Origin of the sequence: Arthrobacter sp. H5 (genome assembly GCF_000520595.1) — a bacterium.
Taxonomy (GTDB): Bacteria; Actinomycetota; Actinomycetes; order Actinomycetales; family Micrococcaceae; genus Arthrobacter_D.
Map to the genome: position 1 here is coordinate 56,806 of NZ_KI914990.1, position 16,413 is coordinate 73,218.

The 16,413-nt window shown below is 63.8% G+C and carries 16 protein-coding genes; 9 read left to right on the forward strand and 7 right to left on the reverse strand.

What is annotated here, in order from left to right:
- Positions 1–61: 61 nt before the first annotated feature.
- From Y708_RS0109430 to Y708_RS0109440, 3 genes are read right to left on the reverse strand one after another with little or no spacing between them, the layout of a single operon-like run.
- Positions 62–1,543: an NAD-dependent succinate-semialdehyde dehydrogenase gene (locus Y708_RS0109430; protein ID WP_028279747.1), complete on the reverse strand. Its 1,482-nt coding sequence runs from the start codon at positions 1,541–1,543 to the stop codon at positions 62–64.
- Positions 1,540–4,446 carry an FAD-binding and (Fe-S)-binding domain-containing protein gene (locus tag Y708_RS0109435; protein ID WP_051478856.1) on the reverse strand — a complete coding sequence of 969 codons (2,907 nt, stop codon included), beginning with the start codon at positions 4,444–4,446 and terminating at the stop codon, positions 1,540–1,542. The genes Y708_RS0109430 and Y708_RS0109435 overlap by 4 nt, the downstream gene beginning before the upstream one ends.
- A 24-nt stretch (positions 4,447–4,470) precedes the next feature.
- A complete protein-coding gene (locus Y708_RS0109440) occupies positions 4,471–5,727 on the reverse strand; it encodes an aspartate aminotransferase family protein (protein WP_028279749.1) in 1,257 nt (418 codons plus the stop codon).
- A gap of 66 nt (positions 5,728–5,793) precedes the next feature.
- Between Y708_RS0109440 and Y708_RS0109445 the strand changes: the two genes are divergently transcribed.
- Positions 5,794–6,765 (forward strand): D-2-hydroxyacid dehydrogenase, encoded by a 972-nt coding sequence (locus Y708_RS0109445; protein ID WP_028279750.1) that lies wholly within the window; start codon positions 5,794–5,796, stop codon positions 6,763–6,765.
- A gap of 77 nt (positions 6,766–6,842) precedes the next feature.
- On the opposite strand, the gene Y708_RS0109450 is transcribed toward Y708_RS0109445, so the two are convergent.
- On the reverse strand, positions 6,843–7,634 hold the full coding sequence (locus Y708_RS0109450; protein ID WP_028279751.1) for an IclR family transcriptional regulator: 792 nt from the start codon (positions 7,632–7,634) through the stop codon (positions 6,843–6,845).
- Between the two features lie 145 nt (positions 7,635–7,779).
- Here Y708_RS0109450 and Y708_RS0109455 point away from each other — a divergent pair, with 145 nt between their 5' ends.
- Entirely contained in the window at positions 7,780–9,096 is a 1,317-nt protein-coding gene (locus Y708_RS0109455) for a YjiH family protein (RefSeq protein ID WP_216699766.1), read from the forward strand.
- 69 nt (positions 9,097–9,165) lie between these two features.
- Here Y708_RS0109455 and Y708_RS24025 read toward each other — a convergent pair whose 3' ends face one another.
- Positions 9,166–9,822: a hypothetical protein gene (locus tag Y708_RS24025; RefSeq protein WP_051478857.1), complete on the reverse strand. Its 657-nt coding sequence runs from the start codon at positions 9,820–9,822 to the stop codon at positions 9,166–9,168.
- A gap of 265 nt (positions 9,823–10,087) precedes the next feature.
- Between Y708_RS24025 and Y708_RS0109465 the strand changes: the two genes are divergently transcribed.
- From Y708_RS0109465 to Y708_RS0109475, 3 genes are read left to right on the forward strand one after another with little or no spacing between them, the layout of a single operon-like run.
- Positions 10,088–11,524 (forward strand): GntP family permease, encoded by a 1,437-nt coding sequence (locus tag Y708_RS0109465; RefSeq protein WP_028279753.1) that lies wholly within the window; start codon positions 10,088–10,090, stop codon positions 11,522–11,524.
- 10 nt (positions 11,525–11,534) lie between these two features.
- Positions 11,535–12,791, forward strand: coding sequence for a CaiB/BaiF CoA transferase family protein (locus Y708_RS0109470; protein ID WP_028279754.1), 1,257 nt, complete (start codon positions 11,535–11,537; stop codon positions 12,789–12,791).
- The gene (locus tag Y708_RS0109475) at positions 12,788–13,705 is read left to right on the forward strand and encodes a beta/alpha barrel domain-containing protein (RefSeq protein ID WP_028279755.1); all 918 of its coding nucleotides are present in this window, start codon (positions 12,788–12,790) and stop codon (positions 13,703–13,705) included. Before Y708_RS0109470 ends, Y708_RS0109475 begins: the two co-directional genes overlap by 4 nt.
- Here the strand turns inward: Y708_RS0109475 and Y708_RS0109480 are convergent.
- Complete coding sequence (locus Y708_RS0109480) at positions 13,695–14,489, reverse strand: IclR family transcriptional regulator (protein ID WP_028279756.1); 795 nt, start codon at positions 14,487–14,489, stop codon at positions 13,695–13,697. The two genes, Y708_RS0109475 and Y708_RS0109480, sit on opposite strands and share 11 nt — an antisense overlap.
- Positions 14,490–14,728: 239 nt before the next feature.
- On the opposite strand from Y708_RS0109480, the gene Y708_RS29770 reads away from it, so the two are divergent.
- From Y708_RS29770 to Y708_RS0109495, 3 genes are all read left to right on the forward strand, one after another.
- Complete coding sequence (locus Y708_RS29770; protein WP_028279757.1) at positions 14,729–15,148, forward strand: hypothetical protein; 420 nt, start codon at positions 14,729–14,731, stop codon at positions 15,146–15,148.
- Positions 15,100–15,393 (forward strand): helix-turn-helix domain-containing protein, encoded by a 294-nt coding sequence (locus Y708_RS29775; protein WP_162150461.1) that lies wholly within the window; start codon positions 15,100–15,102, stop codon positions 15,391–15,393. Before Y708_RS29770 ends, Y708_RS29775 begins: the two co-directional genes overlap by 49 nt.
- A 75-nt stretch (positions 15,394–15,468) precedes the next feature.
- On the forward strand, positions 15,469–15,897 hold the full coding sequence (locus Y708_RS0109495; protein WP_028279759.1) for an SRPBCC family protein: 429 nt from the start codon (positions 15,469–15,471) through the stop codon (positions 15,895–15,897).
- Here the strand turns inward: Y708_RS0109495 and Y708_RS0109500 are convergent.
- The gene (locus tag Y708_RS0109500; protein WP_028279760.1) at positions 15,894–16,085 is read right to left on the reverse strand and encodes a hypothetical protein; all 192 of its coding nucleotides are present in this window, start codon (positions 16,083–16,085) and stop codon (positions 15,894–15,896) included. The genes Y708_RS0109495 and Y708_RS0109500 overlap by 4 nt on opposite strands.
- Before the next feature lie 117 nt (positions 16,086–16,202).
- Between Y708_RS0109500 and Y708_RS30400 the strand changes: the two genes are divergently transcribed.
- Positions 16,203–16,413, forward strand: a 211-nt coding sequence (locus Y708_RS30400) for a hypothetical protein (RefSeq protein WP_028279761.1), incomplete at its 3' end; no start/stop codon positions are given.

Sequence of the window (16,413 nt, forward strand, 5' to 3'; positions counted from 1 at the left end):
CGGGGGTCGACGGCCGGTGGTCGACCAAGGGCCGCCAGGCCCGCGTGGAGACCTTGCCGTCCTACCCGACCACCGGGATGGACATGTACTTGTACTCGAGGAACTCGTCGATGCCCACACGGCCGCCCTCACGGCCCAGACCGGACTGCTTGACGCCGCCAAACGGTGCCGCTGGATTGGACACGATCCCAGTGTTCAGCCCCACCATCCCCACCTCCAACTCAGCTCCAAGACGCAAGGCCCGGTCAATGTCCTGGGTGAACAGGTAGCCAACCAGCCCCCACGGTGTGTTGTTGGCGAGGCGGAGGGCGTCGTCGTCGTTATCGAAGGGCACCACCGGTGCCACCGGACCAAAGATCTCTGTGTCCATCATGGCCGAATCCGGGCTGACACCGGAGAGGACGGTGGGCTGGTAGAAGTACCCGGGCCCATCAGGTCGGCCGCCGCCGGTTATTACGGTGGCGCCGCGCTCGAGGGCGTCTGCCACCAGTTCCTCCACCTTTTCCAGCGCCTTGGCTTCGACCAGCGGACCTACCTGCACGCCGTCGTCGGCCCCGTTGCCCACGGTGAGCGCTGACATCGCCTCACCGAGGCGGCGGGCAAACTCGTCCGCGATGGACCGGTGCACGTACATGCGGTTCGCGGCGGTGCAGGCCTCACCCATGTTGCGCATCTTCGCGGCGACGGCCCCAGTGACGGCCCTGTCCAGATCCGCGTCCTCGCACACGATGAACGGGGCGTTGCCGCCGAGCTCCATGGAGGAGCGCATGACGTTGCGGGACGCCTGCGCCAAGAGGATTTTGCCGACTTCGGTTGACCCGGTGAAGCTGATTTTCCGGGCCAGTCCGCTGTCCATCCACGGTTCCACCACGCTGCCGGCGTTGGACGTTGTCACCACGTTGAGAACACCGGCCGGCAGTCCAGCCTCCACGAGGATATTCACCAGCGCCAGGGAGGTCAGCGGCGTCAGCTCGGCGGGTTTGAAGACCATGGTGCACCCGGCCGCGATGGCGGGCCCGATCTTGCGGGTGCCCATGGCCAGCGGGAAGTTCCACGGGGTCACCAGCACGCACGGGCCAACGGGTTCGCGGGTCACCAGAATCCGGTTCTTCCCGTCGCCGGTGGTGGTGTGGTCGCCGCCAATGCGGACGGCTTCCTCGGAGAACCAGCGGAAAAACTCGGCGCCGTAGGCCACCTCACCCTTGGCTTCGGCCAGCGGCTTGCCCATTTCGGTGGTCATGATCAGGGCGAGGTCATCCTGCCGCTCCATGATGAGGTCATAGGCGCGGCGCAGGATCTCGCTTCGTTCACGCGGCGCGGTTTTACCCCACTTCTTCTGGGCGTTCGCGGCGGCTTGGATGGCCTTCTGGGCGTCAGCCGGACCGCCGTCCGCCACCGTCGCGATGATTTCACCGGTGGCCGGGTTCTCCACGGTGAAAGTGGCCGCGGATTCGGCCGGCACCCAGGCGCCGTTGATGAAGAGGCCTGTGTCCAGTGTCCCGATCAGTTCCGCGGCGCGGCTTCGGGTGGTTGTTGTGCTCATGGGTGTTCCCTTTCCTCAGAAGTGCCGGGGTCAAGTAATTCCGCCAGGTGCAGGGACGGCCGTGCCGGGTCAAGTTGCTTGACCTGCATCTGGCAGCTGAAACCGTCCGTAAGCACCGGTGTTTCGCGCGGTGTCTTGCTCAGCGCCGGCGCGAGGGCCTGCTCAGCGACGGCCATGCTGACGTCATAGTGCGCTGCTTCGAAGCCGAAGTTCCCGGCCACCCCGCAGCAGCCGGTTGCCTCGTTCACTGAGCCCACGCCGACGGCGGCAAGCGCCCCACGCTGAACTCCGGCGCCAAAGGTCGAATACTCGTGGCAGTGTGTCTGCACGGTGACCTCATTCGGAGCTTGTCCGCCGGGCCACTGCGGCGTCCAGCCGGCTTCCGTCAGCGTGGTCACCGCCGACGCGAAACTCTGGACCCGTGCGGCAACCCGCCGTGCGGCGTCGGTGTGGACCAGTTCAGGCAGATCCTTCCGGAACGCAGCAGCGCAACTGGGCTCGATCACGATAATGGGCCGGTCCGTCCCATCATCGAGCGTCTCCGCGGCCTTGGCCAGCATTTTCTTGGCCGCACCAAGCTGGCCAGTGGAAATCCAGGTCAGGCCGCAGCACGCTTCAGCGTTGCATTCAACGGTTTGGCCGGCACTCTCCAGCACCCGCTGCGCGGCACCCGCCACCTGTGGCCGGAAGCCGCGCGTGAAAGTGTCAACAAAGAGTACGACGCCGGTGTCCCGGGCCAGCGCCGTCGTCGTGCCCTTCCGCCAGGCGTTGGCCGAGGCGAAGGGCGGCAGCGCGCGCTCGGTTGTCAGGCCACCGAGCCGGGCCACCAGTTTGCCGGCTGGACTGCCGAGTACAAGGTTCACCAGCGGAGCAATTCGTCCGGTGATTTTCAGCCAGCGGGGAAGCCAGCCGAGTGAATAGTGGGAGATTGGCCGCAGCCGGCCGCGGTAGTAATGGTCAAAGAACTCGGATTTGTAGGTGGCCATGTCCACGCCGGTGGGACAGTCGGTGGAGCAGGCCTTGCAGGAGAGGCAGAGGTCCAGTGCCTCGCGGACGTCGTCCGACTTCCACCCCTCCTCCACAGTGCGGGCACCGCGGATCATGTCCTGCAGCACGCGGGCACGGCCCCTGGTCGAGTCCTTTTCGTCGCCGGTGGCACGGTAGCTGGGGCACATGACACCGCCGGAATCGCTGCGGCAGCGGCCAATCCCCACGCAGCCCTGCACCGCGTGGGCGAAGGGGTCCATGCTGTGGGATGGAGCCCCTGCAACCAGCGGCCGCAGATCAAAACTCGTGCGCCACTCCCGCGCCGGTATGCCGTCCAGCGCCAGGTCAGCCGCAATCTGGGCGGGCGACGTGATGGACCCGGGGTTCAACAGCCCCTGCGGGTCCCAGATCGATTTGTACCGGTCGAAGGACGCCAGGATGGCAGGTGAGTACATGACGGGCAGCAGCTCGGAGCGTGCCCGGCCGTCGCCGTGCTCGCCGGACAGCGACCCACCGTGGCGCACCACCAGCTCCGCCGCTGCACGGGTGAACCGGGTCATGACGTCCCGGCCGGCGTCGGACCGTAGATCAAAGGTGATGCGGATGTGCATGCAGCCGGCGCCGAAATGCCCGTACATCACGCCGTGCAGGTCAAACTCGGCAAGCAGTTCACGGAAGTCCGCAAGGTAATCGGCCAGATGTTCCGGAGCCACGGCGGAGTCTTCCCAGCCGGGCCACGATTCGCCGCCGGTGTGAAGCCTCGCCGCCAGGCCGGCACCGTCTTCACGGACCCGCCACAGCGAGGCACGTTCAACCAGGTCCGGAACAACCCGTCCCTCAACCAGGTGCCCGTTGCCCTGCAACCGGATCAGCAACTCCTGCGCCTGAGCCTCCACGGATTCGCGGTCATCGCCATCCAGATCCACGTAGAGCCAGGCTTTTCCGTTGGGCAGCCCCTGCACGGCATCGTTGCCCCGACGGAAGCGCATCGTCTCCACGATCGCCTCGTCGATGCCCTCGATCGCGGCGGGGGAGTACTCCAGGATGGTCATCACATCGCGGGCGGCATCCACCACGTCGTTGTAGCCCAGGCTAACCAGCAATGCCGACGCCGGCTTGGGCACCAGGCGCACGGTGGCCCCGACGACGACGGCGCAGGTACCTTCGCTGCCCACCAGCGCGCGGGCCACGTTGAAACCGTTTTCGGGCAGCAAGTGCGAGAGGTGGAAGCCCGAAACCTGCCGGGGAATCCGTCCCAGCTCCCGGCGGAAATCCGCCAGATGATCCCGGCTCAGCCGTTGCAGGTCCTCGGTGAGCCTGGCCGCTTGCCTGGCCGCGTCGTCGTCGTTCGTGTCTGTTGCCTGCAGACCGGTGGCGGTGGCGGTGAGACGGTGGCCCGAGGCAGTCACCAGGTCCAGCGACACCACATGATCCGAGGTGCGTCCGTAGCGTACTGAGTGGTTTCCACACGCATCATTGCCCACGGATCCGCCGATGGTGGCGCGGGATTTGCTGGACGGATCGGGCGCGAAGGTGAGCTCGCCGCCGGTGGCGCGCTCAACGTGCTGCTGCAGGCCGGTAATCACCAGACCGGGTTCGACGACGGCGGTCATCGCCTCCCGGTTCACCGCCACCACGGCGTTCAGGTAGCGGGAAAAATCGAGCACCAGACCGCCGCCCACAGCGTTGCCCGCCATGGAGGTGCCGCCGCCGCGGCTGATGACGGGAACATTGTTGCCGTCGCACCAGCGGACGGTGGCAACGACGTCATCCACCGTGCGGGGGAAGACCACTCCGTTGGGCGGGACACGGTAGTTCGACGCGTCATAGCTGTACTCCGAGAGGCGCCGGGAGGAGGTGTCGATGTCGATGCCCTGTGCCCGCAGGACTTCAAGGGACTCGGTGGTGGTGCTCATCAGGTCCTTCGCTGGGGAATTGATTCAGGCGCCGGTGCCCGCAGCGACGGCCGCTTCCAGTGCCCTCAGCCCAGTATTGACCTCTTCCTCGGTCACCACCAAGGCGGGAATGACCCTGACCACGTTGCCGCGGGTTCCACAGGTCAGCAGCAGCAAATCTTCCTTGACGGCCGACTGCTGCACTGCGGTTGCTGCGGCGGCGTCGGGTTCGCCGTCCACCGTGACAAACTCCAGCGCCTGCATGAGGCCGAGGCCGCGTACGTCGCCGATGAACGGGTTTGCCGCACCGATTTTCTGCAGGCCTTCAGACAGTTGCAGGCCCCTTATCCGGGCATTCTCGACGAGGCTTTCCTCCCTCACTACGTCCAACGTTGCAACGGCCGCTGCTGCCGCCACCGCGTTCCCGCCGTAGGTGCCTCCCTGTGAACCGGGCCGGCCCTTCTCCATCAGCTTTGTGGAGGCGGCGATGGCCGAGATCGGGAAACCGCTGGCCAGTCCCTTGGCGGTGATCAGGATGTCCGGAGTGACGTCCGCGTGGTGATGGCCCCAGAACTTCCCGGTGCGTCCGACGCCGGTCTGGACTTCGTCAACGATCAACAGGATCCCGTGTTTCTTTGAGCGTTCCGCGAGACCCTCCAGGAATGCCGGCGGCGTGGGCAGGTAGCCGCCGTCGCCCAGTGCAGGTTCGATGATGAACGCGGCGGTGTCCTCGGGGCTGGAGATGGTCTGGAGGAGGTAGTCGAGTTCTTTCAGGGCGAAGTCGACGGCGGTGGGGACGTCCCAGCCGTACCGGAAGGCGTAGGGAAAGGGGGCGATGTGTACGCCGCCCATGATGGGTGAGAATCCGGAGCGGAAGCGGGTTCCCGCCGTCGTCAGCGATGCGGCAGCGACCGTGCGTCCGTGAAAGCCGCCGTGGAAGGCGATGATGTTGGGTTTGCCGGTGGCCATGCGGGCCAGGCGGATGGATGCCTCAACGGCCTCGGAGCCGGAGTTCGCGTAGAAGATGCTGTCCAGACCGTCAGGGAGGACTTCACCGAGCTTCTCAGTGAGCTGAAGGAGCGGCTGATGCATCACGGTGGTGTACTGCGCGTGGATGATTTTTCCGGTCTGTTCGCGTGCTGCGGCCACAACCTTGGGATGGCAGTGGCCCGTGCTGGTGACGCCGATGCCGGTGGTGAAATCCAGGTAGCTGCGCCCGTCCGTGCCATGAATCCATGATCCGGCGGCGTGGTCAACCACAACAGGGGTGGCTTGCTTGAGAAGGGGGCTGAGGCTCATCATCTTCCCATCGTGGGTGCCATGATAGTAGATTGTCAACAATCCGGGTGCTGCGGTAGCGTGTGGGCTATGCCCCGCCTTACTGTTGCTGTCCTTGCCGCGCCCGAGCATCCGTTGCCCTACAACCTGTCTGCGCTGGAGTCGATCGCGGACTTTCGGGTCACCGATGCAGCTGGGTTGCGGGACGCGCTCGACGGCGCGCAGGGGCTGCTGCTCTGGGACTTTTTCTCCTCCGCGCTGCGTGATGCGTGGACGGGTGCGTCATCACTGGAGTGGGTGCACGTTGCCGCGGCCGGCGTGGACGCGATCCTGTTCGATGAGCTGCGCGCCTCCGATGTTGTCCTTACCAACGCGCACGGCATCTTTGACCGGCCCATCGCGGAGTACGTACTGGCGGCTATCCTCGCCTTCGACAAGGAGCTTCACCACAGCCGGGTGCTGCAGGATCGGCGGGAGTGGCATCACCGGGATACCCGGCGGACGTATGGGTCAACTGCCCTGATTGTTGGCGCCGGGGGAATTGGGCGGGAAATTGCGCGCGTGCTCAGGCCTTTAGGCATCGAGGTCCGCGGAGTTGGACGCACCGCCCGTGAAAGCGATCCCGACTTCGGGACTGTAGTACCGTCGTCGGACCTTGCCCTGCATGTTGGATGGGCCGACCATGTGGTGGCGGTGGCGCCGCTGACCGGGTCCACCCGGGGGATGTTTGATGCGGGCGTGTTTGGGGCGATGAAGGACTCGGCGCACTTCGTGAATGTGGGCCGGGGCGCTCTGGTGGACGAGGCTTCCCTGGTTTCCTCCTTGGAAAATGGCGGACTTGCCGGTGCGTCGCTTGACGTGGTTGCTGTAGAGCCGCTGCCCTTGGAAAGTCCGCTCTGGGCAATGCCACAGGTGCAGATCAGCGCCCATTTATCCGGTGATGTCACGGGCTGGCGGGACGATCTGGCGGACCAGTTCAAGGACAACCTTGAGCGGTGGGCCGCAGGCCGGGGCTTTGAACATGTGGTCGATAAGGAGCTGGGCTTCGTCAGGCGTGCCTGATCCTGCACTTCCTGTGCTTTTGTGAAGCCTGCTGTTACTTGGTCCATGGCGGACAAAAGCCAGCGCGCACCCAGGTCTCAACCGGGCGCGGGCGCCCAGCCCAACCGCCGGCCTAGTTCACGGGTGGCATGGTCCAGCGCGTTGAGAATGGCAGCGTCCGACGGCGTCTTCCGGGTTCCTTTCGGTGGCGTCACCTGTGTGGTGTCCACGCAGGTGACGGAGATTGATGCGACCGCACGCCCCGACCTGTCCCGGACGGGCATCGCAAGCGAAGAGAGCCCGGACGTCACTTCGCCTGACTCCAAAGCAAAGCCGTTGTGCGCCGTCGTATCCAAGATGGCGCGCAGTTCCGCCATTGATCCTGGACCTCGATCTGTGCGGCGAGTGAATGCGAACGGCGCGGGGTAAATGGCATGAATCTGCTCATCGGTGTAGGTGGCGAGGATCGCCCGGCCGGACGCCGTGAGATATCCAGGTAGGCGGACGTCTTTCGCGGTCACGAGGCGCGAACGCGCCGTGGCGGCTTGCGCGCACACGTAGAGGGTCTCGTTGCCGTGCAGGACTGCCAGATGTGCCGTTTCTCCCAGTCGCACGACGAGCCGCCCCACTACCGGCATTCCGAATCGGGCCAGCGGTTCCTGGATGGCGAAAGCCTGGCCGATTTCCAGTGCAGCTATGCCCAGCGCATAGGACTGGGTCTCGTGGAGGTGCGTAATGAATCCCAGCGATTCCATGCCCTTCAACAGCCGGAACGTGGAGGAACGGGGTGCGCCGACTTCCGCGGCAATCCGGGCGGCAGGGACCGGGCCAGCCTGGGTGGCGAGGAAGCTCAGGATATTCAACGTTTGCAAGGCGCCTGATGTAGCCATTAGCGTTGTCTCTTCCGGTTGAATCTCATATTTGAGACCGTACTCCACTCCAGCGTATTGCCAGCGAGGCCAATTGGATGTCTGCTGGATCTATACATTGTGACGCGCTTCACTGTGAAGCGCGGAGTATCTGGAGAAACTGATGATGGCTGTCACCTCAACTAACCGTTCTGTGAAGTCCGGAGCCGTATGGAAACTGTTTGTTTACAGTTCCATCGGCGCATTCATGTTCTTTGTCCCGGTGACAATCGGCGGGACCAACACGATCATGCTGGACCACGCCGTCACCTTCCTTATCGGCAGCATCGGTCCGGTCCTGCCTTACTACGCGCTGGCCATCATCGGCGCGGGCGCTGTTTATCCTTTCGCCAACGGCACCTGGCGTAGGTCCGCACTGGACGTGGTGTTCTCGCTGTTCAAGGTGTTGGGCCTCGGGGTGGGAATCATGATGGTTTTTGGCATCGGTCCATCGTGGCTCTTTGAGCCGGACATGGGGCCGTTCCTCTTCAACAAACTTGTAATTCCCGTGGGACTGCTGGTTCCCATCGGTGCGGTCTTCCTTGCTCTTTTGGTGAGCTATGGGCTGCTTGAATACATCGGCGTGCTGGTACAGCGCGTCATGCGCCCCATCTGGAGGACGCCTGGCCGCTCCGCGGTTGATGCAGTTGCTTCGTTTGTGGGCAGCTACTCACTGGGTCTGCTGATTACCAACCGCATGTATCGCCAAGGAAAATACACCGCCAGAGAAGCCGCAATCATTGCCACCGGCTTCTCCACCGTTTCGGCAACCTTCATGGTGGTGGTTGCCCGGACCCTGGACATCATGGAGTACTGGAATCTTTACTTCTGGGGAACTCTCCTGGTGACTTTCATCGTGACCGCCGTGACTGTCCGAATCTGGCCGCTCTCCGCAATACCCGATGACTACCATCCTGACGCCGAGCCGTCGCCTGAGGAACAGGTTCGCGACCGCCGGGCGGCCGTGGCCTGGGCGTCTGCGAAGGAAACGGCATCCGCGGCGCCGGGACTCGGAAAGAACATCTTCGTCAACGTTAGGGATGGATTGGTGATGACGATGGCCATCCTGCCGTCCATTCTGTCGATCGGTCTGCTCGGATTGGTGCTTGCCACGTATACGCCGGTCTTTGACTGGATCGGCTACATCTTCTATCCATTTACCTGGGCGCTGCAGTTGCCCGAACCCATGCTGGTGGCGAAGGCCAGTGCGGTAGGCATCGCTGAGATGTTCCTGCCTGCACTGCTCGTCGCGGAATCGGTGTTGGTGGTGAAGTTTGTTGTAGGCGTGGTATCTGTTTCCGGAATCATCTTCTTCTCTGCCCTGGTGCCATGCATCCTCGCCACGGATATTCCCATCCCGGTGTGGAAGCTGGTTGTCATCTGGTTCCAGCGGGTCATTCTCACGTTGGTCATTGTGACGCCCTTGGCATTCCTGCTGTTGTAAGTGCCCGATGCACGCGCCGACCTCAGCGCACCAGCCGCCTTGTGCCTGCGCAGCAGGGACTCTTCGCAGTCAGAGAAGATCGCGAGGCACTCGCGCGGAAACTGCGGAATCTGGTTCGTCCGCGTGGATGATTGTGGTGGTCACATCCACCACCTGCGGCGATTTGGGCGCTGAGCTAAAGCCAAATTGCACGCGGGGCTTGACCGCCGCGAGCTTCCCCAGCGGGTCGCCGGCCCAGGTTGCCGCAACCGAAGTGATGCTCCGTGCGTCGGTCACGCCGTAGTACTCCCGTTTGCCGTCGCCGGTCGACCCGGCAGTGCGTACGCCGCGGAAGAGAATCCGTGCAATGGGATTCACGAGCGTGAGCCACTTTGGGTGTGTGGCAATGGCCCGCGGCAGGGCACCCAGGACCTTGCCCAACGCGGTGCGCTCGCCGAACTCAGCGCGCAGACTTAGCGGGCCGGCGTCGAGCGCTATCCGTTCAGTATCCATCGAGACCGTCAGTGGCACCACGCGGACAAGGTCGAAGGTGTAGGTGGAGCTCACGTAGTCGGCAACGGCCTGTGACGGCGCGAGCAGCGTGCGCGTGCCCTCGCGGCTCTGCACCATGACGTCCGTGAACGCCCCCAATGGGGATGACTCCCACATGCCGATCACTATCCGCACCCCGGAGGTGGTGCCCAGGCCGGCAATGTGTCCAGTGAACTTCTCGGTATCGCTGCGCATGGTCCCATTATCTACGCAGCGGCCGGAATCCTGCCCGCGTGCCCGCACCCTTTCCAGGCATTCGCGTATGAGAACTGCCGCCGCGCTCGATATGTGTAGCGCGCGGGCAGGTTTCGAGTGCGGTGCCCGGTTCCAAATGCACCGCCTGACGAAAACCGATACCTCACGACCACGTTTGACTCACATAGTGAGTCCGTGCTCACATAGTACATAACAGTGATGTGTTGCACGTCACCAAACGTTCGCTATCGGAGGTCACTTCATCGTGGAAGACTGGCAAATTCTCAGCATTACCGCAGTGGCGATTATCGCCATCGTGGTCCTTATCATCAGGTTCCGGGTCAACCCGGTTCTGTCTCTCGTCATTGGCGCGGCCTTTCTGGGGCTTGCGACAGGGCTAGGCGCAGCAACAACCACCGAAGCCATCATGCAGGGCTTCGGCGACATCATGTTTGAGGTGGGCCTGCTCATCGGCTGGGGTGTACTCATGGGGGCACTGCTCAACGAGATGGGTGCCATCCGACGGCTCGTGGACAAACTGCTGCACATTTTTGGGCCCAAGGGTGTTCCCTACGCGCTGGGGCTCACCATCGGCACCTTGCTGCAGTCCATCTTCCTCGACGTGCTGCTGGTCATGAGCGCTCCTCTCGCCCGCCGCATCGCCCCAAGCCTCGGCAAGTACGGCACGGCCAAGATCGCCACAGCCATGGCCATCAGCCTTGAATGCGGCATTGTCCTGATGGTGCCAGGCGTGGCAACAGTCGCGCTCGCTGGGCTGTTAAGCGTTCCGCTTGGCGAGATGCTCATCTTCGGTCTGCTGGTAATCATTCCCACCATCATCTCCGCTATTTTCATCATGAACTTCCTCATCCACCGGGGCTTCTGGAACATAGAAAAGGATCAGCAGGATTTTGTGGAGGCCCCTGGTTCGCCGGCCGCTGTGGTTCAGGAAAGCGCAACCAACGACGACGACGGCAGCCTCACCGGGCACCCAGCCGGCCATGGAACCAAGACGGACACGCGGAAACCAGCCGCGACAACCAAATCCCCTACCCGCGAGCCCGGTCTGCTGATCATGTTCGGGCCCATGCTGCTGTCCCTCGTACTGATTGGATCCGGCGCCATACTGAAGATGGCCAACTTCAGCTCGCCTGTCATGGACTTCCTCTCCACCCCGGTGATTGCACTGCTGATTGGTTTGGTCGGGACGGGCATCGTGGCCCGAATGACCATCGGCACGCCCCGGGTGGAGAAGGCCATCGCCTTGGGCTTCAACGAGTCGGGACAGATCCTCCTGCTGACCGGCGCTGGTGGTTCGCTGGCCGCGATCGTTGCCACCAGCGGCATGGGCGACATCCTGGGACAGTACTTCTCCGCCAGTACGGTGGCACCCCTCGTGGTGGTTTGGGCGATCGCGGCTGTGCTGCACATCGCCGTCGGCTCCGTCTCCATCTCTGCGATCACCGCAGCCGGCATCCTCGCCCCCATCGCACCGTCGATGGGGCTGAACCCGGTGCTCATCGCGCTGGCGGCCGGGGCGGGTTCGCTGTTCCTGGTGCACGCAACCTCCAATACCTTCTGGCTGCTGCAGTCGCTGCTGGGCCAGACCACCCGCGGAACGTTGAAGTCCTGCTCAGTTGGTGTATCCGTTGCTTCGGTGATGGCCTTGGGCTTCACCCTGATACTGAGCTTGTTCCTCTAGGAAGGACGCTGTGAAAGATACTGATATTGCTCCGCTGAAAGGCGTGCGCGTCCTTGAACTGGGCAACTACATCGCCGCACCCACTGCCGGACGCATGCTGGCCGACTTCGGGGCGGAGGTCATCAAGATAGAGCGTCCGCGGACCGGCGACGAACTGAGGAACTGGCGGTTGTACGCCGGTACCACGTCCATGCTGTACCGGACGGTCAACCGGAACAAGAAGTCAGTGGTCCTTGACCTGAGGACCGACGAGGGCCGCGACATTGTGCTGGAACTGGCAGCGAAGTCCGACATTGTTCTCGAAAACTTCCGCCCGGGAACGCTGGAAAAATGGGGAATAGGACCGGAGACCCTGAACGGGGTGAACCCCGAGCTGATCCTGACCCGCATTTCCGCCTTTGGCCAGACAGGTCCGCTGTCGCAGCGTCCGGGGTTTGCCGCCGTCGCTGAAGCCTACGGCGGTTTCCGCGAACTCGTGGGCGACCCAGACCGCCCACCGGTACGCGTTGGTGTGTCGATTGGTGACTCCATTGCCGGAATTTATGCCGCGTTTGGGGCAGTGATGGCGTTGTTTGAACGTGAGACCAAGCGCGGAAAGTCAGCCATCCCACTGGATCACCGCACCATCGATGTGGCCCTGAATGAGGCAATGCTGTCCGTCATGGAATCGCTGGTTCCGGACTTCACCGCCTACGGCGTCAAACGCGAACGAACAGGCGGACGGATGGAGGGCATTGCGCCGTCCAATGCCTATGTCTGCAAGGGCGGCGGAAGCATAGTCATCGCGGGCAACGGCGACGGCATCTACAAGAGGTACATGGAGGCCATCGGGCGCCCGGATCTCGGCAGTGATCCGGCGCTGCAGTCCAACGCCGACCGCTGGGAACGCCGGGAGGAACTCGATGCGGCGATTGGGGAGTGGACTGCATCCCTCACCGTTCCGGACGCGTTGGCCGCACTTGAATCGGCAGGCGTTCCGGCCGGGCCAATCTATACCGCTGAGGACATCGTGGCCGATGATCAGTACGCCTCCCGGAACATGATTCAGCGGTTCGACGTTTCCACCGGAGAAGAGACGCTCCAGAAGGTGGCATTTCCGGGGATCACCCCGGTGATCGGCGGGAAATCGCTCCCCATCAGGAACCTGGGGCCGGACCTGGGTGCCAACACCCGGGAGGTGCTGGAAGACCTGCTGGAAAAAACCACTGCGGAAGCTACCCGCATCATTGAAGACATGGATCAGGGAAAGACCAGGGAGAGAATATGAGCACCGATGCAATCCTCCGGGACGTCACTCTCCGCGACGGCCTGCAGCTGACCGGTGGGCTGCTCTCGACTGAACGCAAGGTTGGGATAGTCCGTGCTCTGATCGCAGCGGGTGTTCCGGCCATTGAGATCGGTTCGATGGCCCGGCCGGACCTGGTGCCGCCCATGGCCAACACGATTGAGCTGATCGAAGCACTCACTCCCGAAGAACTGGAGCGGTGCTGGGTCTGGGTGGCCACGCCAGGACACGTTGAAAAGGCGGCAGCGGCGGGTGCGAAGAACCTGCAGTACTGCCTGAGCGTGTCCGACGCCCACAACGAGGCCAACATCGGGCGCACCACCGAAGCGAGCATGGCGGCACTGCCGGATGCCGTCGCCCACGCGCGCAAAGCGGGAGCAAAACTACAGCTCTGCCTCGCGACGTCGTTCACGTGCCCGTTCGAAGGACGAATCGATCCGGAGCGGGTCCTGAAGCTGGTCGCCGACCCGCGCGCGGAGGGGGTGTCCGACGTCGTTATCTGCGACACACTGGGCCATGCGGTCCCACAGGAGGTCACCGACCTCGTCAGCCGCACTGTGGCGCTGAAGCCGGACCTCGGCGTCGTTTATCACGGGCATGACACCTGGGGGATGGGGGTAGCCAACGCGCTTGCTGCGATTGCGGCTGGTGCAACCATGGTCGATGGCGCGCTCGCGGGGCTGGGCGGCTGTCCATTCGCGCCAGGCGCCTCGGGCAACACCGCCAGCGAGGACATTCTCTTTGCCACCCGGCCCGATTGGCTGACGCCGGGCACGCTGGCGGAACTGGTCACGCTCGGTGAAGGGATAATCGCGGAACTTGGCGAAGACAACAGGTCGAAAGCCGCCCAGGGCGCCCGATCCAAGGCCACCGCCTTCGAATGGGTTACGAGCTAAAAGCAGATTCCCCGGGCAGTCGTCCGCCGATCATCCGGGTGATCCTCTCGGCTGCGGCGAGCAGGTCTTCGACCCACTCCTCGCACAGCTCCAGCGGCATGCGCAGGGTGGGCCCCATGATGGTCAAAGCCCCCACCAGGTCCGCCTGGGCATTGAAAACCGGCGCGGATAAGCCACTGGCACCGCTCTCGCGCTCGCCGGTGGTGATGGCGTAACCGTCGGCCTGGGTCCGGGCGATGGCGTGCCGCAGGGTTTCGCGGTCGGTGATGGTGTCATCCGTCAGCGGATCAAGGTCTACCGAGAGTATCCGCTGAGCCAGCTGGTCATCCCAGGCGAGCAGCACCCGTCCCGCCGAACCGGCGTGCAAGGGAAGGATCCTGCCCACGCGCATTGCCCGGCGCAGCATGTGGGTGGTCTCGGCCATGGCCACGCACACACGGTAATCCATGGAGGACTGGTAGAAGCACACGGTTTCGCCCAGAGAATCCCGCAGCTCGTTCAGGACCGGCTTGACCGTTTCGAGGATCTCCACTCCGTGGCTTGCGGGCGCCGCCCAGTAGGACATTTTCACACCCACCCGGAAGCCGTCTCCGGCCCGGTCCAGAAATCCGTTGGACACCAGATTGCCCACCAGCCGCTGAACGGTCGATGTTGGAAGCCCGGTTGATTTACGAATCTCCGCCAGGGTCAGCTCGGGACGGGTCAGTGAGAACGCATCGAGGATACTGGTGATCTTGGTGAGGACAAGCAGGGGTGCGGGCCGCTGATCTCTGTTGGCAGGCATGCACCAATCCTAGGGTCTGCTGGGAAAATGGTGGTCAGGGAAGGTTGCGCCATGATCATGGGTGAGTTTGAGACGTTCTTCCGTCCAGCGACGGGTGCTTTGAGTGGTTACGTCGAGACCTTCTGGGCGGCGAACGGAATCCTGAGGACACCCGCGAGCTCATTGCGCCCACCGGCTCAACCGTTGCCGCGCTCATTCTTGGCCCGCCGATCCTGCAGGGTAAACCGGGCGGCGAAGCGGTGACCATGACCCGGGGCTTCCTGATCGGACCCCACGAGCGCCCCATCATCAACCAGCCGACCGGGCGGACGTTCGCCGTCGGGCTGGTCACCGCGCCCTTTGGCCGCGAAGCGGTCCTGGGTTTGCAGCCAGCCGGGATCCGCGGCGGCGTTGTCGAGCTGGACTCACTGTGGCACCACGGGCCCGCACTGCGCGCGGCATTACAGGCAGCGGACGGCGACGGCGCCCCGCTGGCAGGGCTGGTGGACATCATCGAGTCCCACCTGGCCGCCGGGCTGAACACGGCGGTTCAGGGACTGGAGCGCTGTGCCGCGGCAGTGGCACAGCTTCAGGAAGATCCAATGACCCCATCTCCACCGTGGCCGCACGGGTGGGAATTGCGCATGGCTCACTGGACAGGGAATTTTCCCGCATCGTAGGGCTTACGCCAAAGTCCCTCAGCCGGATCATGAGGCTGAGGACGCTGCTGACTGACCTTGATGTGTACGGGACGGTGCAATGGGCGCAGAAGGCTGCGCAGCTCGGCTGGTTTGATCAGGCACACCTCATCAGGGACTTCGCACGCCACACCGGAGTGACACCCAGGGAGTACGTAGCAGCGCAGCGCTTAGGGTATCCGCCGGAGCAGGCCGCCCCCGGCTTCGTGCCGCAGAGAGCAATGTGAAATTTGTCCAATACCACCGTATCTGAGCCTCGGTACCGTCAAGGTATTGGCGGCGCTACCCGAAGGAGAAACACAGTGACTGAGGCATTTTCTTCCCATGCAACGATCGACCTGCCCGCGGGTCAGGTGTGGGACCGGTTAACGGATTGGTCCCTTGCGCCCCGGTGGATGCCGGGTGTCAGCGCGCTGAGGGCTGACGGCCCACTCGGAGTGGGCACCCGCCTCCACTTCACGGCGCGTGGCAGGGAGCGTTCATCCGATGTCACGCAGGTGAGCCCTGGCGAGGGACTCACTCTTACCTCGCACGTAGGGCCGGTCAGTGCGCATTACCGCTATGTGCTCACACCGCAGGCGGACCCGTCGATGACCAGACTGGACCTCATGGCTGACGTTGAAGCTGCCGGCCTGATGAAACTCCTGGCGCCGGTGATCCGCAAGGCCATCGCCCGCGAAGATTCCGTCCAACCCGCCAATTTCAAAAAAATGGCGGAGGTGCCGGCCTAAGAACCGTCGTCGTCATCTGAGCGGGTGTGGGTTGCGGCGCCCGACGGCGTTGCGCCGCCTTCGCCGCTCCAGTCACCTTGATCGCTGTCGTCGTCGGCGGGATCGGACTGAACATCGGGGTCTGTGGGTGGCTCGCCGGGTTGGTCCCTGGGGATTTCTTTCGGTTTGTCTGATGTGCTCTCGCTCATGGCGTTTCCTTCCCTCGGTGATTTGTTCAGTTAAGCACGTACCGCATTCCTTGGGTAGCGCCGTCCGGCGGTCGTTGTCGGTCCACGGAGCCGACGGGGCCGCGGACGTTCCCGCCGATGCTGGGCTCGATATTCCTCTTTGCAGGCCGCAAAGCCCGCAGACCATTCAGGGACCGGCAGGCGGCGGTGGTGGTAGGGCGGGTTCGCTTGGCGGTGGCGGTGGCGGTGGTGGTAGGGCGGGTTCGCCCGGCGGTGGGGGTGGTGGTAGTGGTGGTGGTGGTGGTGGTAGTGGTGGTTCGCTTGGCGGTGGTGGTGGTTCGCCCGGTGG

What these genes read in the sequence shown, in the direction of transcription:
- Y708_RS0109430 (WP_028279747.1), bottom strand. Translation starts at nt 1,543, where the DNA reads ATGAGCACAACAACCACCCGAAGCCGCGCCGCGGAACTGATCGGGACA.
- Y708_RS0109435 (WP_051478856.1), bottom strand. Translation starts at nt 4,446, where the DNA reads ATGAGCACCACCACCGAGTCCCTTGAAGTCCTGCGGGCACAGGGCATC.
- Y708_RS0109440 (WP_028279749.1), bottom strand. Translation starts at nt 5,727, where the DNA reads ATGATGAGCCTCAGCCCCCTTCTCAAGCAAGCCACCCCTGTTGTGGTT.
- Y708_RS0109445 (WP_028279750.1), top strand. Translation starts at nt 5,794, where the DNA reads ATGCCCCGCCTTACTGTTGCTGTCCTTGCCGCGCCCGAGCATCCGTTG.
- Y708_RS0109450 (WP_028279751.1), bottom strand. Translation starts at nt 7,634, where the DNA reads ATGGCTACATCAGGCGCCTTGCAAACGTTGAATATCCTGAGCTTCCTC.
- Y708_RS0109455 (WP_216699766.1), top strand. Translation starts at nt 7,780, where the DNA reads ATGGCTGTCACCTCAACTAACCGTTCTGTGAAGTCCGGAGCCGTATGG.
- Y708_RS24025 (WP_051478857.1), bottom strand. Translation starts at nt 9,822, where the DNA reads ATGCGCAGCGATACCGAGAAGTTCACTGGACACATTGCCGGCCTGGGC.
- Y708_RS0109475 (WP_028279755.1), top strand. Translation starts at nt 12,788, where the DNA reads ATGAGCACCGATGCAATCCTCCGGGACGTCACTCTCCGCGACGGCCTG.
- Y708_RS0109480 (WP_028279756.1), bottom strand. Translation starts at nt 14,489, where the DNA reads ATGCCTGCCAACAGAGATCAGCGGCCCGCACCCCTGCTTGTCCTCACC.
- Y708_RS0109500 (WP_028279760.1), bottom strand. Translation starts at nt 16,085, where the DNA reads ATGAGCGAGAGCACATCAGACAAACCGAAAGAAATCCCCAGGGACCAA.